Below are 19,056 nucleotides of genomic sequence, written 5' to 3'. Positions count from 1 at the left end.
CGGAGGACGTGGCACGACAGTGGTTCGACGCCACCGAAATGACAGTGGTGTTGCCGCGGCCTCGGCCTGGCGAGCAATCTGCCCGGGCACCGATGAAGTCAGCGGGCAAGCCGGGCGGCCACCACCGGCTGCCCTGGACCGGTCAGCTCACCGACGGCGCAGGACCGACCGGTGATCGCCATCAGCATGGCTTCCGCAGGTCCTGAGACCTCTGGCCCTGAGCCGTGGCTCCAGTCCAGATCGGACGTGATCAGGTGTACACCGCGGGCGATGCGCCACGTCGGCAACTCCAGGCTGCGCACGCTGTTGTCCAGGACCAGGCGCAGCCGTTCAGCCGGAATCTTGCGTGGCAGACCGAGCGGCCGGCGGATGTCTTGATGATGGATGGTGACATCGAGCAGGGCGAGACGTCCTCCGAAGATTGCGGCCAGCCCCGCTGGCCGCAGGTGAGCCCGCAGCTCGTCGAGGAGATCGTCGGTACTCAGCAGCGCACGTTCGTCGACGCCGACCTGGTTGATGTGAAGTATTCGACCGCGGACGGCACGGCGGAACATCCTCGGTAGACGGATGTCGAAGCTCATCACGTGAGCGACCACGTCGCGGACACGCCAGCCCTCGCACAGCGAGGGGGCTTCCCATTGCTCGCGCGTCAGCGTCGCCAGAAGATCCGCCAGGTCGGTCCGTTCGGCCGTCGCCATCTGGAGAGCGTTCACGGCATCCCTTCTCAGGCTTTGGTCTCGGTGGGTGTCATGATCGTGGGCGCGGTGGCTGCAGCGCGGGAATGCCTGGACGGCGGGTCGGATGAGATCGCTCCCGCGCTCAAGATGCGGTGAGCTGTGCCGTGCCGTGCGATTGGCCCGCTGGGCGCCGGCGTCAGCGTGGGGTGAGTCGGAGTTCGACCATCGGCAGCTGGGTGTGTTCCGCTTCGATCGGGATTCCCAGCGTCGACTCGAGGACGGGCTTGAACCTGCGCCACGCGCGCGGGTAGATCCAGATCGGTGTGCGCATCAACCGGCCGGATCGCAGCAGCCGGGACCCGGCCCTGGTGATCGCGGCGGAGAGCAGCGTGGCGGGCGAGTGAGTGCTGGACATGACGTACCTCGATTCGGACGAGCAGGGGTGGAAGGTCCGGTCAGCTCCGGTCGACACCACCTCCCAGGCCATCGCGGTAGATCGACAAGACCTCCGCACCCCATCGCCGCATACCCACGGCTGAGAGCGGGTCGGTACCGAGTACGTCATCGAGATGTGCTCGCAGGATCAGCACGGCCAGGTCGCTTGCCAGTAGGAACGCGGCCCGCACCGCCGGGTCGTCGCCGGCGTTGGCAGACCCGGCTTCCACCATGGCCGCGAGCGCGTCCTGGCTCACCGCGTAGAGCCTCCGGAACAGCGCCGGTCCCACTGGTCCGCCCGCCAGTAGCAGGCGTGCGAGGTAGGCGGGGATCGGTGAGTCCGCGGGGAGACTGCCCGCCACCATGTCCGCGAGGGTGGGCAGGGTGGCCGGGTCGAGGACGTTGCCGGGCGCAGGCTCGGCGACCTGGGTCAGCATGTTCTCGAAGACCTGTGCGACATGGTCGTCCACCGCGGCGCGCAATCCGTCCTTCGACGTGTAATGCCGCACGACCAGAGCAGGCGAGACCCTGGCCGCCGACGCGATGTCGCGGACGGTGACCGCGTCGGGCCCGCGCTCGGCGAACAAGGCGAGAGCGGCGTCGCGGATCCTCGCCCGCGCGGTCCGATCATCCGGAAGTGTGGTCACATTTACAAAAGTAAACGCATGTTCACCCGCCTGCAAGTGCTGGCACGTCGAACACACGACCGCCTGTCGACGATCTCGACCGTGCACGTCGTGGGCCTTGTGGCGATGGGTTCCGGCAGCCCGGTCGACCCGTTCGCCACATCCTGACCGCGGGTCACGAATGGTGTGAGGCGATGAAGGGCCTGCCCTGGGAACGCAGCTATCTCGTCGCCGTCGCCGCCACCGAGCGCGTCAACGGCCTCCTCGCCGACGAGCTCATCAGTACGGCTGCTCCGCGGTCGACGGGTCCCCGTAGGTCAGCGCCCGCTCGCCGCGGCGGTGGAAGGCCAGCGTCCACAGCCAGGAGGCCAGGGTGGCGAAGCGGTTGCGGACACCGGCGAGGAACGCGATGTGGATCGCCCCCCAGGCCAGCCACCCGACCAGGCCGGACACCTTCACCGGCCCGAACCGGAGCACGGCGTGGCCGCGCCCGATGTAGGCGGCGCTGCCCAGGTCGCGGTACCGGAACGGGACCGCGGGCGTGTCCGGTTCGCCGATCCGCCGGCGGATCTCCGAGCCGGCGTGCCGGCCGGACTGCATCGCGACCTCGGCGACCCCGGGCAGCCCGTCCAGGCTCATCACGTCGCCGACCACGAACACCTCGGGGTGGCCGGGCACGGTCAGGTCCGGGCGGACCGGGATCCGACCCTGCTTGTCGGGCTCGGCGCCCACCGCGCGGGCCACCGCGGCGAGGAACGGCGCCGCCGTGACGCCGGCCGTCCACAGCACCGTGCGGGTGTCGTAGCGGGTCGTCGTGCCGTCCGAGGCGGTGGTGACCAGCCCGGCGGCGTCGACGTCGGTGACCCGCACGCCCAGCACGGTCTCCACGCCGAGACCGGCCAGCGTGCGCTGAGCCGAGCGCGACAGCGCCGGCCCGAACGAGGACAGCACGGCATCGCCTCCATCGAACAGCAGCACCCGCGCCTCGGCCGGGTCGATCTCCCGGAACTCGCGCTCGATCGTCCGCATCGCCAGCTCCCGGATCTGCCCGGCCAGCTCGACGCCGGTCGGTCCGGCCCCGGTCACCGCGAAGGTGAGCCACTCGCGGCGTTGCTCGGTGTCGGGCAGCGTCTCGGCCATCTCGAAGGCGCCGAGCACCCGGCGGCGGATGGTGAGCGCGTCGTCGATGCTCTTCATCCCGGGGGCGTGCCGGGCGAACTCGGGGTGGCCGAAGTAGGACTGGCGCATCCCCGCGGCGATCACCACGTGGTCGTAGGGCAGTTCGAACGTGCTGGCATCGGGTCGTCGCGCGGTCACGACCTTGCGGTCGACATCCAGGTCATGGGCCTCGCCCAGCACCACCCGGACGTCTCGGTGGCGGCGCAGCAGCGAGCGCAGCGGGCTGGTGATCTGTCCCTCGGACAGCAGGCCCGTCGCGCACTGGTAGAGCAACGGCTGGAACAGCGTGGTGGTGCTGCGGTCGAGCAGCGTCACGTCCAGGCCGGCGCCGGCCAGCCTGCGCACCGCGTACATGCCGGCGAACCCACCACCGACGACCACCACCCGAGGTCGGTCGGTGCCCATGTGCCCTCCTCAGGAATCGGTTTCGAGCCGGGGTACCCGGTCGCGGCCGGCGCCACCCGTCTGGCCGATCACGGTTGCGAGCCGGCCCGACCGGGAACGCCACAACCATGACGGTGGACCGATGAAGGCATTGACCGTGACCCCCGGCACGAGGGACTCGGCGCGGGTACGGGAGATGCCCGACCCGCCGGAGGCCGACGGTCCGATCCTGGTCCGGACCCTCGCGGTGGGCGTGTGCGGGACCGACCACGAGATCGTCGACGGCGCCTACGGCGAGGCCCCACCCGGCGAGGACCACCTGATCATTGGACACGAGTCCCTGGGCCGGGTGGAAGATGCCCCGGACGGCTCCGGCTTCACCCCCGGCGACCTGGTCGTCGGCATCGTGCGCCGACCCGACCCTGTCCCCTGCGCGAACTGCGCCGCGGGCCAGTGGGACATGTGCGCCAATGGGCGCTACACCGAACGCGGTATCAAAGCCCGACACGGCTACGCCAGTGAGCACTACCGGATCCACCCCGAATTCGCCGTCCGGCTCGACCCGGCACTGGACCGGGTCGGGGTGCTGATGGAGCCGACCACGATCCTGGCGAAGGCCTGGGAGCACGTCGAGAGCATCGGGCACCGCGCCGCCTGGTCACCACGACGGGTACTGGTCACCGGCGCCGGACCAGTCGGACTGCTCGCCGCCCTGCTCGGTGTGCAACGCGGCTACGACGTCCGGGTGCTCGACCAGGTCAGCTCCGGCCCGAAACCCCAGCTCGTCGCCGACCTCGGCGCGAGCTATCACACCGACCTGCAGGACGTGGACGCCGACGCCGACATCATCATCGAGTGCACCGGCGCCGGATCGCTGGTACTCGACGTGATGACCCGCAGCGCCCGCAACGCGGTCGTCTGCCTCACCGGGGTGTCCTCGGGAAGCCGCGAGGTCGGCGTCGACGTCGGCGGGCTCAACCGGGGCATGGTCCTGGAGAACGATGTCGTCTTCGGCTCGGTCAACGCCAACCGCCGCCACTACGAGCAGGCCGCCGAAGCGCTGACCAGGGCCGACCGCGGCTGGTTGGAACGCATGATCAGCCGTCGGGTCCCGCTGGAGCGCATCGCGGACGCCCTCGATGCCCGCGACGACGACGTCAAGGTCGTCCTCGACCTCGAAGCCGGCTGAGGTGGCCGGCCGGATCGAGGACTACGCGCTGCTCGGCGACACCCAGACCGCCGCACTCGTCGGCCGGGACGGGTCGGTCGACTGGCTGTGCCTGCCCCGCTTCGACTCCGCGGCCTGCTTCGCGGCGCTGCTGGACGACGAGCGGGCCGGCCGCTGGCTGCTCGCGCCCACCGCGGGCGGGCCGTGCACCCGGCGGTCCTACCGCGGCGACTCCCTCGTCCTGGACAGCGAATGGGACACCCCGGAAGGCTCCGTCCGGATCACCGACTGCATGCCGGTGCGGGGTGCGGCCGCCGACGTCGTCCGGGTCGTGCACGGAGTGTCCGGCGCGGTGCCGATGCGGATGGACCTGCGGCTGCGGTTCGACTACGGCCACGTCGTGCCGTGGGTGCGCCGCGACGGGCGCCACCTCGGCGCGATCGCCGGACCGGACGCAGCGTGGCTGAGCACCCCGGTCGACCTGCACAGCCGCCACCTGACCAGCACCGCGGCCTTCACCGTCCGGGCCGGCGAGTCGGTGCCCTTCGTGCTCACCCACTCCCCGTCCCACCGGCCCCGCCCCCGCCAGGTGCTGGCGGCCGGCGCCGTGGCCGACACCGAGCGCTACTGGGCGGACTGGATCGCCGCCTGCGGGTACACCGGGCCCTACGGCGAGGCCGTGCGCCGCTCGCTGGTGACGCTCAAGGCCCTGACCTACGCCCCGACCGGCGGGATCGTCGCCGCACCGACGACCTCGCTGCCCGAGCAGCTGGGCGGGCCCCGCAACTGGGACTACCGGTACTGCTGGCTGCGCGACGCGACCCTGACCCTGCAGGCGCTGCTGCGTAGCGGCTTCGACGACGAGGCCGCCGCGTGGCGGGAATGGCTGCTGCGGGCGGTGGCCGGGGACCCGGCCGACCTGCAGATCATGTACGCCGTCGACGGGACGCGGCGGATCCCCGAGTACGAGCTGCCGTGGCTGGCCGGCTACCAGGGCGCCGCCCCGGTGCGGGTGGGCAACGCCGCCGCCGACCAGTTCCAGCTCGACGTCTGGGGCGAGGTCCTCGACGGACTGCACCTCGCCCGCGAGGAGGGTCTGAAGGCCCGGGGCCCGGCCTGGGGCCTGCAACGTGCCCTGCTGGACTACCTCGAGGGGCACTGGGACGAACCCGACGACAGCCTGTGGGAGGTCCGCGGCGGGCGCCACCACTTCGTGCACAGCAAGGTGATGGCCTGGGCCGGCGTCGACCGCGGTATCCAGGCCGTCGAGCGGTTCGGCCTGACCGGACCCGCCGACCGCTGGCGGTTCCTGCGCACCCGGATCGCTGAGGAGATCCTCGACCGCGGCTTCGACACCACCCGCGGCACCTTCACCCAGTACTACGGCAGCCACGGCCTCGACGCCGCGCTGCTGCTGATTCCCCGCACCGGGTTCCTACCCTGGGACGACCCGCGGATCGTCGGCACCATCGACGCCGTGCAGCGCGAACTCCTCCAGGACGGCCTGGTCCTGCGCTACCGACCTGACGCCGACAAGGTCGACGGCCTGCCCGGCGCCGAAGGCGCCTTCCTGGCCTGCTCGTTCTGGCTCGTCGAAGCACTGCACGGCGCCGGCCGCCCGGCTCAGGCCCGGACGCTGTTCGAGAAGCTGCTCGCGCTGCGCAACGACCTCGGCCTGCTCGCCGAGGAGTACGACACCGGCGCCGGCCGGCAGGTCGGCAACTTCCCGCAGGCATTCAGCCACGTCGGCCTGATCAACGCCGCACACCGGCTCGACCGGGCGCCGGCCGGGACTCCGCCGCGGGGGTCGGTGGCCTCGTAGCCGCGGTGCCGCGCTCATCGAGCTGGACGGCACAACCACCCGGGACAGCGCCGTCAGGCGCCTCCGTCCGCCGAGAACAGCAGGTGGACGCGACCGGTGCCGGGATGGACCACCGGCGTCGCGAGCACGCCGAAGGCCTGCCGCACCAGGTCCGGGGTCAGCGCCTGCTCCGGAGTCCCCACCGCGAGCACGCCACCGTCGTGCAGCACGACGATGCGGTCGCAGTAGGCCGCGGCGAGGTCCAGGTCGTGCATCGCGGCGACGACGGTGCGACCCAGCGACCGGACGGTCTGCAGCAACGCGTGCTGGTGCCGGACGTCGAGGTGGTTGGTCGGCTCGTCGAGCAGCAGCAGCGGCGACTCCTGGGCCAGGCCACGCGCCAGCAGGACCCGGCGCCGTTCCCCGCCCGACAGCTGCCCGACCGGGACGTCGACGGCGAACGCGAGGTCCACCTGGGCGAGCGCGGACAGCACGGCACTGCGCTCCGTCGCGTCACCCCCGGCCCACGGCGGCCGGTGCGGGATCCGCCCGAGCGCCACCAGCTCCCCCGCCAGCAGGTCCGCGGGCAGGTCGTCCTCCTGTTCCACGAGCGCCAGCGCCCGCGCCCGGGCCCTGGCCGGCATCGCGGCCAGCCGTTCACCGTGCACGAGCACCTCGCCTGCGGCGGCCGGTCGGATGCCGGCCAATGCCCGCAGCAGCGTGGACTTGCCGGTGCCGTTGGCGCCGACGATCCCGACGACCTCGCCGCCGGCCACGTCGATGTCGACGTGGCGCAGGATGACGCGCCTGCCGATGGCGCACGCGAGCCCGCGGACACTCAGGTGCGCGATCACGACACGGATCCGAAGCTGTAGCGCCGCCGACCGAGCAGCAGCAGGAAGACCGGGGCGCCGATGACACCGGTGACGACGCTGAGCGGGATCTCGCTGGGCGCGGCCAGCGTCCGGGCGGCCACGTCGACCCAGAGCAGGAACAGCCCGCCCGCCAGTGCCGCGACCGGCAGCATCCGGCGGTGGCGCGCACCCACGACGAGCCTGCTGACGTGCGGCAGGATCAGCCCGACGAAGCCGATCCCGCCCGCGACGGCCACCAGTACCCCGATCATGATCGCGAGCAGGACGAAGAGCACGTTGCGCACCAGCCGCACGGGCACGCCCAGCGCGGCGGCCACGTCCGCGCCCGCGGCCAGTGCGTCGAGCCAGCCGTTGCCGGCCAGCAGCACCGCCCCGATCACCGCCACGGCGACGAACGGGAGCAACGACTGTTCCCACGTCGCCCCCGACAGGCTGCCCAGCAGCCAGAACAGCACCGACTGCGCGGCCTGCGGGTCGGCGCTGCGGAACACGAGGAAGCTCGCCATCGCCGCGAACGCCGACGACAACACGGTTCCGGTGAGCACCAGCCGCAGCGGGGTCAGGCCACCCTGGGCCATCGCCACCCCGAACACGAGCAACGCCGCGCCCAGCGCCCCCAGCAACGCACCCGCCGACAGCGCCCACAGCCCCGCGCCGGCGAACGTGCCCAGCGTGATCACGGCGGTCGCGCCGACGCTGGCGCCGGAGGAGACACCGAGCAGGTAGGGGTCGGCGAGCGGGTTGCGCACGAGCGTCTGCATGCCGCTGCCGCCCAGCGCGAGACCGGCACCGACGACGATCGCGAGCACCACGCGGGGCCCGCGGATCTCCCAGACGATCGCGTCGGCCACCGGATCGACGCCCGTGGGGCCACCGAGGAGCCGGTGCCGCAGGACGTCGACGACCACGCCCGGCGAGACGTCGGCCGCGCCGAAGGCCGCCGAGGCGAGCGCGCTCACCACCAGCGCCGCGACGAGCACCAGCAGCACGGCGGCCAGCGGGACGCGGCGCGTGGCTCGCCGGTCGGCGACACGCTCCGAGGTCGGCACCGGTCTACTTCAGGTCGGCCGGCAGCTTCCCGACGATGCCGCTGGGCGGCGCGAGCCCCAACCCTTCGAGCGCGACGCGCAGCTCGTCGGCGGCGTCGATGTTGGGGAAGCCGCTGGTGAACAGGGCCAGCGGGAGCACGACGATCCGGTTCTGCGCCACGACAGTAAGGTCCTTGAGCCCCGGCTGGCTCGTGATCGTCGCCTTCTTCTGCGCGACCTCGTCGGCGTTGCCCGAGCGGTAGTCCATGACGACGATGACGTCGGGCTGTGACTGCGCGACGCTCTCCCAGCTCGCGTGGAACCAGGTGGTGTCCTGTGCCGCGAAGACGTTCGTGCCCCCGGCCGCGTCGATGATCCCCTGCGGCGGGCCGTTGCGCCCCGAGGTGTAGAGGTCGTTCGTGCCGCTGTCGAAGAGCAGGATCTTCGGCTTCGTGGCCGGTCGGGGCGCGTCGGCGAGCGCCTTGAGCCGCGTGTCGAGCTCGGCGAGCGCGGCGCTCGCCTGCTGCTGGTGGCCGGTGAGGACACCGTAGTTGGTGACGTCGGCGCGCACCGCGTCCCAGGGATCCATGGTGCCGAGCTTGGAGTCCTTGCCGGCGCCGGGATCCTGGCGGCAGCTGTCGGAGATCACGTAGGTGGCGATGCCCTTGGCCGCCGCGGACTCGATCGTGACCCCGGACGCACCGGCGAACAGGCCTCTGAAGGAGCCGACCAGCAGGCCGGGCCGCTGGGCGAGCACCGCTTCCATCGAGATGGGGCTCTTGAGCCGCGGCACGCTCTCGATGCCCGGCCCGTAGAGGGCGCTCATCACGGCGTCGTTGCCGGGGGTCAGCGTGGCGGCCGCGAGCTGGCGCAGCGCCCCGATCCTCATCAGCGTGCCGACGTTCGCGGAGTTGCTCGTGGCGACGATGCGCTGCACCGGCGTGGGATAGCTGGCCGGAATACCGCAGTTGGTCACCGTTGCGGTGGCAGGCGCCGCGGTGATCGCCGGGGCCGGCGCGCCACCGCAGGCGGCCAGCGCCGCGGCGACGACGGCCAGTGCGGCCGGGAACCGGAGTCGGGAGATGGTCATGCAGAGGCCTCTGCTCAGGGGCTCGGATCGCGAAGCCCGGACGGCTGTCGGCCAGCAGGTCTTCGGACTCAGGATCATCCGGACGAGGCGCCTTCCCGGACCGTGGGGTCCAGTGGCATGTCGCCTCGCCCGTCACCTTCACCGCTGCGCGTCAGCTCCGGATTCACACCGGATTCCCTGACCCATTCACTGGGCGTGACTGGCCTCGTGGCGGAACCTAGCAGCCCGCCGCACCACCGAGCGGCCCCTGCAGTCCACGTCACCCTGCACCGGTCAGGTGCGCGTGTAGTTCGCGATGATCACGCCCGTGGTGGTCACCACGCTGCTGGTCAGCGTGAACTCGGTCAGCGGGGCCGGACCCTCGAAGAGCCGCGCGCCGCTGCCGAGGGTGATGGGGTGGATCAGCAGCGTGTAGTGGTCGATCAGGCCCGCGGCGTGCAGGCTGCGCACCAGTGCGGTACTGCCGATGATCATCAGGTTCGCGCCGGGACGATCCTTCAGCTCGGCGACGGTCTGCGCCGCGTCACCGCGCAGCAGGACCGAGTTCTCCCAGGCGTCGGCGTCGTCGAGGGTGCGGGACACGACGTACTTCCGGACGCCGTTCATGTGCTTCGTGAACGGGTTGCCGTCCGTGCGGGAGCCCCACGCGGTGATGAAGTCGGTCCAGGTGCGACGGCCGAAGAGCATGTCCGCCGGCTTGCCCATCCCCTTGCCGGCCTCCTGCTGCATCACCTCGTCCTGGAACGCGCCGCCCCAGCCGCCGTGCGTGAACCCGCCGCGCGTGTCCTCGTCGGGACGGCCGAGGCCCTGCACGACGCCGTCGAGGGTGATGCTCAGGTAGGTACCGATCGAACGCATGGGGTGGGTGTCCTTCCGGGTAGCGGACCGCCCCAGCGGCGGCCCGTCACCCGCTACACGAACGACGATCGGCGACATCGACACCCGCCGGCGAAGTTTCGTCGAGGGGTTACTTCTCCCCGTAGAGCTGCTCGTAGTTCTTGTAGAGGATCCGCTGCTTGAGCTCGTCGCTCACCGGAGCACCGTTGATCTTCCAGTACTCGCCCCAGAAGTCGCTCCACGGCTCGTCGGACGCGAAGAGCACGCGGTCCTCACCGATACCGCGCTTCTCGATCTCGGTCATCAGCCAGCGGGCGCCGAAGCCGATCGTCCACGTGGTGTCGCAGTAGACCTGGTAGCCCTCCTCCACCCAGTCGAGGAACTGCGGGACGAGCTTGATGTGGCCGCTGACGCCGCCACCGAAGTGCACCAGGTAGATCTTGACGCGCTTGCCGTAGCGCTCCACCAGCGGGATGAAGTTGTTGATGTCCGAGGCACCACCGGCACTGGTGTGGAAGTGGAACACCAGGTCGTGCTGCTCAGCGGCGTCGAAGCAGGCCTCGGCCAGCTCGCGCGTCTCGTCGTCCCAGGTGTTGGGGTCGGGGTTGCCGCCCAGCAGGAACGTGGTCTTGAGCGCCTTGATGCCGCGCTCACCCGCGCTCTCGAGCGTCTTGAGGGTGAGCTCCTTGTTCTGCGGCAGGATCGAGACCCACAGGCCGCCGACGAGGCGCTCGTTGTTGGTGACGGAGTCGAGCACCAGGTCGTTGAGCGAGAAGGCGTGGCCCTGCACCGGGATGCCGTAGTTGGGCAGGATCAGGCCGCGCTCGACACCGAGGTTGTCGATGTAGCCCAGGTACTCCTTCGCGTTGGCGAACTCGTAGACCGTGGGCTTGACCGGCTCCTTCAGGTTGTAGAACTGCCACGCGTCCATCGTCCCGATGTGGCTGTGCGCATCGATGACGCGCCCCTTGACCTTCTCAGTGGATGCCATCCGCACTCCCTTACCCAATGCTCAACGAACGTGTCGGATAGTGAATGTAGCGAAGCATGCACATCTGAGCAATACTTCAGATAATCAGTCCGCCGGAGGGTGCCGTGTGACGGCCCGGGGATCACGCCAACCCGGACATGGGCGCCGCCGCACCCGACCGCGCCACCCCCGCAGCCACCGCGCCGATGACCCGAACGGCGGCTGACGCGCTCGCACACACCTCCGGTGCACGGCACACACCGTGCACGGTGTGTGCCGGGACGCTGCGGTGTGTGCGAGCGGTCAGGGGTTGACCACCAGCGCGGTCACGTCGCGGACCCAGCGGGCCGCCGGACCCGCAGCCTCACTCGCTGACGTCGCCGATTGTCGCCGAGGCGAGCGGGCGAACAGGTTGACTTCGCACACCGTCTCCCGTCCTCGCAGGGTGTGGAACGTGTGCGACGACCTGCGACGGCATGCGAAGTCGGTCTGCGAGTCCACGACGCGGCCCGCCAGGACATGCGCTGGAGCGTGCGCGCCGATCCGGGCATCACGGTCGTCCGGCAACGCCTGCTGGAGCCGCCGCCGGACAATCCTGCGCGGCTGCGGGCCCACGCCGGTCGGGAGTGGCTGGTGGTCCTGGCGGGCGCCGTGATCCTGCTGCTCGGCAACCGCCGCCTGCGCGTGGAGACCAACCAGGCCGCGGAGTTCCCGACGATGCTCCCGCACGCCATCGGGACGGCGGGCGGCCCGGCCGAGATACTGGGGATCTTCGACCGGGACGCGCGTCGCGGCCATCACGACCGCGACGAACCCGACCCGCCGCGATCAGCCGTCGCGGCCGACCGGGTGTGACCGGCGGCGCGCGTGGATCACGGCATCGACGCCGCTGCCACCCACCGCGCGCGGCCGGTCCTCGGCCACGACGAGCTCCCACAGCGCGGGGTCGAGCGCGGCGACCGCATCGTCGACGGAGACCTGCACCTGACCGGCGGCCGGGGTCGCCGCGCCCGTGGCCGGGTCGACCGGGCGGTGCCCGACCAGGAACAGGGTCCCGCCGGGCGCGACGCCCGTCGCCATCCGGCCCACCAGCTCCGCGACCGACCCCGCCACGTGGACGTAGAGGCACAGAACGAGGTCGTAGTGGCCGGGCTGCGGGGTCCAGGTCGCGAGATCGCCCTCCACCCACTCGACGCGCTCGGCGACGTCCGCCCCGATCGCCTCGGCCGTCGAGCGGGCGTGCGCGAGCGCGCTCGCGGCGAAGTCGACCGCCGTGACCCGCCACCCGCGGGCAGCCAGCCAGAGCGTCTCGGACGCGTGGCCGCAGCCCGCGTCGAGTGCGACACCGGGAGCCAGGTCGGCGACGGCCCCGGTCAGTCGGGCGTTCGGCGGGCGCTTCGCGACGGCGTCCCCGTGCTCACGCAGGGCCTGCGACCAGCGCTGCTCCCAGAAACTGCGATCGAACGCTGCGGTCATGCCCTCACCTCGATGATCACGGCTGCACTCTCCCACGCCTCAGGTGTCGTGCCCGCCGCACGCGGCAACGACCGTTGCGGCCAGCGCCATCCGATGGTCCTTCGCCCACGGCGCCCCCCACACCGCCCGCGGGCCGTGCAGCACCACCTTCGCCCGCTCCCCCAGTATCCGGACCGCCTGTCCCTCGACGTCCCTGGCGCTGTAGCGGTGCACCGCCCAACCGCGGTGGTGGGCCAGCTCGGCCAGCACCTCGCAGTACATCACCGAGTCGGCGCGGCTCTCGTAGGGCACCCGCCGCTGGACGGCGATGTCGGTGGGGAAGTCGACCGGCCAGGCCCGCAGCGACATCGAGACGATCGGGGCGGGCAACCCGGCCGCGAGCTCGTCCAGCGCTGCCGAGGCCGCCCGGGCCGCCGACGCGCGGACCTCGGCCACCAGCGCCGCGAGAGCCGCATCGGCCGGCGGCTCAGCCGACCCGTGCAGCGGGTGCGGGTTGCCCTCGTTGTGGATCGGCGCGGCCGAAACGCCGGGCTCGACCAGCGCGATCCGGCGTCGATCCACGACCGCGTGGTCGTCGGACGCCGTGACGGCCACGGCCCAGCCGAAGTGATGAGCGATGCCCAGCCGCATGACCGGATTGTGGCGGACGCGGCATCCCTATCTGGTCTCGACGGATGACCATGGACGCCAAGGCCCTGCAGCAGCGCCTGCGCGACCTGCCCTCACTCGCGGGCCCGCTCCCCCCGTTCGACCCCGCGACCGCGCCGGGCGATCCGGACACCCTGTTCGCGGAGTGGCTCGACGCCGCGATCGCCGCGGGGGTGCTCGAGCCGCACGCGATGACGCTGTCCACCGTCGACCCGATCGGGCGGCCGTCGGCTCGGGTGCTGATCCTCAAGAACCTGCGCGCCGGCGTGTGGCAGTTCGCGTCCGGTTCCGGCAGCCGCAAGGGCAAGGAGCTCGCCGGCACGCCGCGGGCGGCGCTCACGTTCCACTGGCCGGTGCTGGGCCGCCAGGTCCGCGTCCGCGGCGCCGTCACCACGGCCGCCGCGCAGGACAGCGCCGCCGACTACCTGGGCCGCTCCCCGGGCGCGCGGGCGGCCGCGCTGCTCGGGCTCCAGAGCGAGGTCCTCGTCGACGACGCGGAGCGCGCAGCCGCGGTGCTGGAGGCCGTCGAGCGGGTCACGCGCGATCCCGCACTCGTCGCTCCGGAGTGGACGTTGTTCGGCGTGGAGGCCGACGAGGTCGAGTTCTGGCAGGGCGACGAGGCGCGCCAGCACGTCCGGCTGCGCTACACCCGGCGCGATGACACGTGGTCCCGGGACCGGCTGTAGCCATGATCGGCGGGTCGCTCTACTCCGGCGGCCGCCCGGGATCGGGCAGCGTCTGCCCGGTCCCGGCCACGCCGCGCTGCTGGTACCAGCCCCCGCGGATGCTGCTGATGGCCTCCCAGCCCTCGCTGTAGCGCGGGATGTCGAGGTGCTGCTGCCAGGGTTTGACGTCGAGCACCGGGGTGCCGTGGCAGAGGTCCACCCCGGCGAACGTCACGCCGGTCTCGTCGACGTCCAGCACGCGCACGACGCTGAGCGCGAGCGGGTTGGGCCGCGCGGGGTGGCGGGTGGCGAAGATCCCCACCCGCTGCCCGGTGTGCGCCAGCATGAACGGCACGACCCGCCCGTCCGACGGTGTCGGCTCCGCTCGGTCGAGCCACGCGACGATCCAGAGGTGGTCGAACTCGCGCACGCCGTCCAGGCCCGCGGCAAACTCGGCGAAGACCTCGACGCGGCCGACGGCGGCGCCGTTGCGGGTGGACTGGATCGGGGTCTGCGCCGGGTCGGTGTAGGTGCTCCGGACGTAGCCGATCGGGGCCAGGCCGGGCACCGCGGCCCGCACCCCGTCCCGGCCGGCGGCGTCGAGATCCGGTAGCGGCTCCACGTGATCTCCCCTCCCTACGGCGCGGCCGGACCGATCCGCAGCAGGGTCCTGCCGATCCGCCCGCCCCGCTCGACGGCGCGATGGGCGGCCACGATGTCATCCAGCGGGTGGGTGGCCGCGATCGGGTGCGTGAGCGTGGCGTCCGCCAGCATCGCCGTGACGTCCCGCACGGCCGCGCGCATCGCTGCGGGCGGCATGACGAAGACCAGCACCGTGCGGATCGTGATGCCGCGGCGCATCAGCGCGTAGAACGGCAGCGCCGGCTCCGGGACGGCGGCGGAGGCGTAAGTCGCGATCGTCGCCCCGGTGGCCACCACCGCCGAGGTCAGCGGCAGGTTCGCCCCGAACGCGACGTCCACGACCCGCGTGACGCCGCCGGGTCCGGCCAGCCCGGCGATCACCGCGGCCGCGTCGGACCGGTGGCGGTCGACGACGTGGTCGGCGCCCGCGGCGCGCGCTAGTTCCTCCTGCTCGGGGCCTCCGGCGGTGGCGATCACCGTGGCACCACCGCGCTTGGCCAGCGCGACGGCGTAGCGACCGACCGCACCCGCGCCGCCGGTCACGAGCACCGTCTGCCCGTCGACGCTGCCATCGGCGAACACGCAGCGGTGCGCGGTCAGAGCGGGGACACCCAGGCACGCACCCACCGCGAACGGAACGTCCCCGGGCAACGCGATCGCGTGGGCCGCCGGCACGACGACGTGCTCGGCCGACGTCCCGTGCTGCCGCCCGAACGTCGCGGAGTGGACCCACACCCGCTCCCCCACACGATTCGCCCCCACGCCGGGCCCGACCTCGTCGATCACGCCGGCGCCGTCGTCGCCGGGGATGACGAGCGGATCGTCCATCGTGCGATCGCCCGCCCCCGCCCGGCGCTTGACGTCGCGCGGGTTGATCCCGGCCACCGCGACGGCGACGCGCACCTCGCCGGCGCCGGGGTGCGGGTCGAGACGCTCGCCGACGACGAGCACGTCGGCGGCGGCGCCCGTGCGCTCGTACCAGGCCGCTCGCATCATTGCAGTGCCACCACGTACTTGCCCGACCCGCGCGACTCGGCGAGGCGCTGGTGCACCTCGGGGACGGCCGCCAGCGTCGCGACCTCGGTGATCGCCACGTCGAGCCGCTTGTCGGCAAGCAGCTCCACGACCCGGCGCAGCGCCCCGGACACGCGCGCCGGGGCCGTCGCGGTGAGCCGGCTGATGCTGAACCCCGCAAGCGCGACGTTGCCGCCGATGAGCCGGCCCAGTGGCGGCAGCGGGTCGGGCGTGCCGCCACCGGGGTTGCCGAACAGCACGATGCGCGCACCCGGTGCCGCCACGTCGAGGTCGACGTCGAGCAGCGTGGTGCCGGCCGGGTCGAGCACGACGTCCACCCCGGCCGGTGCCGCGCTGCGGATGCCCGCCACGAGGTCCGCATCGCGCACCAGCGCGACGTCCCAGCCCTGCTCCCGGGCGGCGGCCACCTTGGCAGCGCGCCCGACCGTGCCGATGCGCAGCCCGCCGCCGAGCACCGGGACCAACTGCGCCACGGCGCTGCCGACACCCCCGCCCGCAGCCTGCATGAGCACGGTCTCGCCGGGCTGCACCCTGGCCACGTCGGTGAGCAGCAGCAGCGCCGTCGCCAGCATCAGCGGCGCAGCCGCGGCCACCGCCGTGGGCACCGTCTCGGGCACCGGCACGACGAGCGCCGCGTCGGCGACGGCGACCTCGGCGAACCCGCCGCCCCGGGTGAAGGCCGCCACCCGCTCCCCCGCCAGCACCCCGCTGACACCGGGGCCGACCTCGCGCACGGTCCCGGACACCTCCAGCCCGGGGACGTAGGGCCACGACGACGCGTAGCCGGGATCGCCGCGGCGGGCCATCACGTCGATGAAGTTGATGCCGGCGTGCGCGACGTCGATGCTCACCTCGCCCGGCCCGGGGCGCGGGACGTCGATGTCCCGGACCGCGGTGCGGTCACTCCCGGCGGACGGCTCGCTCATGACCAGCGCCCGCATCAGCCCTGCTCCCCGTCGACACGCGTGATCGGGCCGGGCACGACGTCGCCCAGGATGCGACCCACGTAGTGGCCGCCCTCGAGCACGCCCGGGTCGTCGTGGGCCGCCAGGATGAACCGGTAGCCGCGGGCGTGCTTGATCGCGCCGATCTCCTGCAGCACCGAGGTGGTGAAGTTGTTGCTGAGCGCCGGGTCGTCGGCCACGAGGAACGAGGGCTGGACGCCGGCGACGAAGCCGTCCTTCGGCTGGCGGCGCAGTGCGCCCTCGACGTCGTAGAACAGGTCACCGCACAGGTAGGCCGGGCCGTCGGCGGTCGTGACGACCACCGCGAGCGAGCCGGGGGTGTGCCCGCCGCAGAGCCGGCAGGTGATGCCGGGGAACAGCTCGCTCGGGCCGGCGTGCTCGAGGTCGAGGAACTGCAGCGCGCCCGGGGTGTAGACGCGGTCGATCAGGTGGTGCAGGTCGTCGCGGGCGTAGGCGCGGCCCTGGATGCCGGTGCAGGCGCTGCCCAGCTCGCTGCGGTTGACCACCACCGGCACCGTCATCGGGACCTTGTCGAGATGGCCGGCGTGGTCGCGGTGCAGGTGGGTCATGATCACGCACGTGAGGTCGGCGGGTGTGACGCCGTGCGCGGCGAGCTGCTCGGCGAATCCCTGACCGGGGCCGACGGTGCCACCCATGCCGAGCACGGACGGGTCGCGGTAGCCGGCATCGACCAGTACGGGCCCCGCGGCGCCGAGCAGCAGGAAGCCCTGCGCGGGCACGTCGATCACGCGGCCCGGCGCGACACCGCGCAACCGCATGGACGCGTCGATCGTCACCGACCCGAAGTTGAGGCGGCGGATCTCGTAGGGGGACAAGGGGTTCTCCAGGATGCGACGGGCACCCTCGCCGACCCGACGGCCCGGGAGACCGGGTCGTCGGGTCGGGCGGTGCGGTGGTGGCGGAGCGGTTGTCGTGGTTACTTGCTGCGGTAGGACGCGAAGCGGCGCCACGCGTCGTGGGTCGCCTGCCGGATCGCGCCGGCGGCATGCCCGAGGTAGGCCTGCTCGATCTCGGTGAGGGCCGCGGTGATGTCGCCGCCGAGGTCGACGCCGAGCAGCACCTCCGCGAGCCAGCCGCGGACGAGCCCCGTCACCGCGGTCGAGTCGACCTCGGTGACGACGCCGGTGGCCCGGTCGACCCGCAGGCTGACCGTGAAGTACTCCTGCACGGCGTGCGATGCCGACAGCGCCGGTACCTTCGCGTGCCCGACGACGATCACGCTGGTGCGCGGGTCCATCGCGGCAGTCTGCCAGCGCGCCGCGACCTGCGGCTCCACCACCGTGATCACGACACCACCGCCGGCGCTGGTGCCGGGGCGTCCCCGGTCACCGGGGTCCGCACGAGCGAGAGGCACAGGGCGGCCGCCACGAGCGCGCCGATCATCGCCACCAGCGCGGGGGTGAACGAGCCCGTCGCCTGGATCAGCGCTCCGATGAGGATGGGGCCGAGGAACCCGGCGAGCTGGGTGCCCATGTTGATGAACCCCAGCCACATCCCGACCTCGTGCGGGCGCACGATGTCCATCGGCACCGACCAGAACGGCCCGAGCCCGGAGTAGAGGAAGAACCCGGAGAGCGTCAGGAACACCCCCGCCACGGTGACGGTCGGGGCCAGCACCGTCGCCGTGATGCAGGCCGCGGTGGCCAGGTAGCTCACCGCGATGAACCGGCGCCGCAGGTGGTTGAAACGGCGCTGGCAGACCCACGCCCCCAGCAGCATCCCGACCGTCCCCGCGAGGTACGGCGCGGTCGCGAGCACCCCGGCGCCCGCCAGGTCCAGGCCGCGATAGGTGATCAGGTAGGTGGGCAGCCAGCCCATCAGGCCGTAGAGCACGAAGCCGAAGAAGAAGAACGCGGCGAACGTCAGCCAGATGTGGGGCACCCACCACTGCCGCCGCGGAGCCGGTCCGGCGTTCGCGACGAGCGCGCGCTCGGTCAGGTTCGCGTGCTGCGGGCTGTCGCGCAGCCACCGCAGGACGAGCAGGACGGTGAGCAGCCCCGGGATCACCGTGAGGTAGAAGACCCACCGCCAGCCCCAGGCGCTGATGATCGGGAACGTGAGCGCGGGCGCAAGAGCCGGACCCAGCGTCAGCGCGGTGAGCATGAGCGCCAGCGGCAGGGCCCGGCGGCCCGGCTCGAACCAGTTGGACAGCACCCGCCACAGGGGTGGCGGGTGGAAGCCCTCCCCCACCCCCATCATGAACCGCACCACCAGCAGGGCGGCGATGCTGCCCGACAGCACGCCGGTGAGCACGCTGAACACCGTCCACCACGCGATGGCCGCCGCGATGATCCGGCGCTGCCCGAACCGGTCGGACAGGTAGCCCGCGGGCACCTGGACGATCGTGTAGCTCAGCAGCAGCGCGCCGCTGAGCACCCCGGCCAGCGAGGGCGAGAGGTGCAGCTCACCGGACATGAACGGCAGCGCCGCGGCGATGGCGACCCGGTCGAAGTACGACACGAGCAGCGTCAGCCACAGCACGGCCAGCACGACCCAGCGGTAGGTCGCCGGGGACGGGATCCGGGTCATCGCGA

The 19,056-nt window shown here is 72.4% G+C and carries 22 protein-coding genes and 1 riboswitch; of the genes, 5 read left to right on the top strand and 17 right to left on the bottom strand.

Going from position 1 to position 19,056, the window contains the following annotated elements; genetic code table 11:
* Positions 1-98: 98 nt before the first annotated feature.
* From ACFPFQ_RS45380 to ACFPFQ_RS45370, 3 genes are all read right to left on the bottom strand, one after another.
* Entirely contained in the window at positions 99-713 is a 615-nt protein-coding gene (locus tag ACFPFQ_RS45380; protein WP_379629502.1) for a maleylpyruvate isomerase family mycothiol-dependent enzyme, read from the bottom strand.
* A gap of 160 nt (positions 714-873) precedes the next feature.
* A complete protein-coding gene (locus ACFPFQ_RS45375) occupies positions 874-1,092 on the bottom strand; it encodes a hypothetical protein (protein WP_379629501.1) in 219 nt (72 codons plus the stop codon).
* A gap of 40 nt (positions 1,093-1,132) precedes the next feature.
* A complete protein-coding gene (locus ACFPFQ_RS45370) occupies positions 1,133-1,759 on the bottom strand; it encodes a TetR/AcrR family transcriptional regulator (protein ID WP_379629500.1) in 627 nt (208 codons plus the stop codon).
* A gap of 18 nt (positions 1,760-1,777) precedes the next feature.
* On the opposite strand from ACFPFQ_RS45370, the gene ACFPFQ_RS45365 reads away from it, so the two are divergent.
* Positions 1,778-1,906: a hypothetical protein gene (locus tag ACFPFQ_RS45365; protein ID WP_379629499.1), complete on the top strand. Its 129-nt coding sequence runs from the start codon at positions 1,778-1,780 to the stop codon at positions 1,904-1,906.
* A 111-nt stretch (positions 1,907-2,017) separates the two neighbouring features.
* On the opposite strand, the gene ACFPFQ_RS45360 is transcribed toward ACFPFQ_RS45365, so the two are convergent.
* Positions 2,018-3,322, bottom strand: coding sequence for an NAD(P)/FAD-dependent oxidoreductase (locus tag ACFPFQ_RS45360; protein ID WP_379629498.1), 1,305 nt, complete (start codon positions 3,320-3,322; stop codon positions 2,018-2,020).
* Between the two features lie 121 nt (positions 3,323-3,443).
* Between ACFPFQ_RS45360 and ACFPFQ_RS45355 the strand changes: the two genes are divergently transcribed.
* Both ACFPFQ_RS45355 and ACFPFQ_RS45350 read left to right on the top strand, forming a co-directional pair.
* Positions 3,444-4,490: a glucose 1-dehydrogenase gene (locus ACFPFQ_RS45355; RefSeq protein ID WP_379629497.1), complete on the top strand. Its 1,047-nt coding sequence runs from the start codon at positions 3,444-3,446 to the stop codon at positions 4,488-4,490.
* A gap of 1 nt (position 4,491) precedes the next feature.
* Positions 4,492-6,291, top strand: coding sequence for a glycoside hydrolase family 15 protein (locus ACFPFQ_RS45350; protein ID WP_379629496.1), 1,800 nt, complete (start codon positions 4,492-4,494; stop codon positions 6,289-6,291).
* A 53-nt stretch (positions 6,292-6,344) separates the two neighbouring features.
* On the opposite strand, the gene ACFPFQ_RS45345 is transcribed toward ACFPFQ_RS45350, so the two are convergent.
* The 5 genes from ACFPFQ_RS45345 to ACFPFQ_RS45325 all read right to left on the bottom strand — a co-directional run bounded on the left by ACFPFQ_RS45345 (position 6,345) and on the right by ACFPFQ_RS45325 (position 11,091).
* Positions 6,345-7,124: an ABC transporter ATP-binding protein gene (locus tag ACFPFQ_RS45345; protein WP_379629495.1), complete on the bottom strand. Its 780-nt coding sequence runs from the start codon at positions 7,122-7,124 to the stop codon at positions 6,345-6,347.
* The gene (locus ACFPFQ_RS45340) at positions 7,121-8,194 is read right to left on the bottom strand and encodes a FecCD family ABC transporter permease (RefSeq protein WP_379629494.1); all 1,074 of its coding nucleotides are present in this window, start codon (positions 8,192-8,194) and stop codon (positions 7,121-7,123) included. The genes ACFPFQ_RS45345 and ACFPFQ_RS45340 overlap by 4 nt, the downstream gene beginning before the upstream one ends.
* A gap of 4 nt (positions 8,195-8,198) precedes the next feature.
* Positions 8,199-9,263, bottom strand: coding sequence for an ABC transporter substrate-binding protein (locus tag ACFPFQ_RS45335; protein ID WP_379629493.1), 1,065 nt, complete (start codon positions 9,261-9,263; stop codon positions 8,199-8,201).
* A 35-nt stretch (positions 9,264-9,298) separates the two neighbouring features.
* Positions 9,299-9,482, bottom strand: a riboswitch (cobalamin riboswitch).
* Between the two features lie 54 nt (positions 9,483-9,536).
* Positions 9,537-10,121, bottom strand: coding sequence for a dihydrofolate reductase family protein (locus ACFPFQ_RS45330; protein WP_379629492.1), 585 nt, complete (start codon positions 10,119-10,121; stop codon positions 9,537-9,539).
* Positions 10,122-10,230: 109 nt separating this feature from the next.
* The gene (locus ACFPFQ_RS45325; RefSeq protein ID WP_379629491.1) at positions 10,231-11,091 is read right to left on the bottom strand and encodes an amidohydrolase family protein; all 861 of its coding nucleotides are present in this window, start codon (positions 11,089-11,091) and stop codon (positions 10,231-10,233) included.
* A 498-nt stretch (positions 11,092-11,589) separates the two neighbouring features.
* On the opposite strand from ACFPFQ_RS45325, the gene ACFPFQ_RS45320 reads away from it, so the two are divergent.
* Entirely contained in the window at positions 11,590-11,925 is a 336-nt protein-coding gene (locus tag ACFPFQ_RS45320; protein ID WP_379629490.1) for a cupin domain-containing protein, read from the top strand.
* Here ACFPFQ_RS45320 and ACFPFQ_RS45315 read toward each other — a convergent pair.
* Positions 11,899-12,546: a class I SAM-dependent methyltransferase gene (locus tag ACFPFQ_RS45315; RefSeq protein ID WP_379629489.1), complete on the bottom strand. Its 648-nt coding sequence runs from the start codon at positions 12,544-12,546 to the stop codon at positions 11,899-11,901. The genes ACFPFQ_RS45320 and ACFPFQ_RS45315 overlap by 27 nt on opposite strands.
* A gap of 39 nt (positions 12,547-12,585) precedes the next feature.
* Positions 12,586-13,176, bottom strand: a complete 591-nt coding sequence (locus ACFPFQ_RS45310) for a hypothetical protein (protein ID WP_379629488.1) — start codon at positions 13,174-13,176, stop codon at positions 12,586-12,588.
* A gap of 44 nt (positions 13,177-13,220) precedes the next feature.
* Between ACFPFQ_RS45310 and ACFPFQ_RS45305 the strand changes: the two genes are divergently transcribed.
* Positions 13,221-13,880, top strand: a complete 660-nt coding sequence (locus tag ACFPFQ_RS45305) for a pyridoxine/pyridoxamine 5'-phosphate oxidase (protein ID WP_379629487.1) — start codon at positions 13,221-13,223, stop codon at positions 13,878-13,880.
* A 19-nt stretch (positions 13,881-13,899) separates the two neighbouring features.
* Here the strand turns inward: ACFPFQ_RS45305 and tsaA are convergent, their stop codons facing one another.
* The 6 genes from tsaA to ACFPFQ_RS45275 form a co-directional block, all read right to left on the bottom strand.
* Positions 13,900-14,481, bottom strand: coding sequence for a tRNA (N6-threonylcarbamoyladenosine(37)-N6)-methyltransferase TrmO (gene tsaA / locus ACFPFQ_RS45300; RefSeq protein ID WP_379629486.1), 582 nt, complete (start codon positions 14,479-14,481; stop codon positions 13,900-13,902).
* A 14-nt stretch (positions 14,482-14,495) separates the two neighbouring features.
* Positions 14,496-15,497 carry an NADPH:quinone reductase gene (locus tag ACFPFQ_RS45295; RefSeq protein WP_379629485.1) on the bottom strand — a complete coding sequence of 334 codons (1,002 nt, stop codon included), beginning with the start codon at positions 15,495-15,497 and terminating at the stop codon, positions 14,496-14,498.
* Entirely contained in the window at positions 15,494-16,477 is a 984-nt protein-coding gene (locus ACFPFQ_RS45290) for a quinone oxidoreductase family protein (RefSeq protein ID WP_379629484.1), read from the bottom strand. Before ACFPFQ_RS45290 ends, ACFPFQ_RS45295 begins: the two co-directional genes overlap by 4 nt.
* Positions 16,477-17,337, bottom strand: coding sequence for an MBL fold metallo-hydrolase (locus ACFPFQ_RS45285; protein WP_379629483.1), 861 nt, complete (start codon positions 17,335-17,337; stop codon positions 16,477-16,479). The genes ACFPFQ_RS45290 and ACFPFQ_RS45285 overlap by 1 nt, the downstream gene beginning before the upstream one ends.
* 101 nt (positions 17,338-17,438) lie before the next feature.
* Positions 17,439-17,810 carry a DUF3870 domain-containing protein gene (locus ACFPFQ_RS45280; RefSeq protein ID WP_379629482.1) on the bottom strand — a complete coding sequence of 124 codons (372 nt, stop codon included), beginning with the start codon at positions 17,808-17,810 and terminating at the stop codon, positions 17,439-17,441.
* Positions 17,807-19,051, bottom strand: a complete 1,245-nt coding sequence (locus ACFPFQ_RS45275; RefSeq protein ID WP_379629481.1) for an MFS transporter — start codon at positions 19,049-19,051, stop codon at positions 17,807-17,809. The genes ACFPFQ_RS45280 and ACFPFQ_RS45275 overlap by 4 nt, the downstream gene beginning before the upstream one ends.
* Positions 19,052-19,056 lie beyond the last annotated feature (5 nt).

The sequence above is a fragment of the Pseudonocardia sp. GCM10023141 genome (assembly GCF_042653605.1).
The sequence above is the reverse complement of the archived record's forward strand: the minus strand, read 5'-3'. Positions and strand labels throughout refer to the sequence as shown.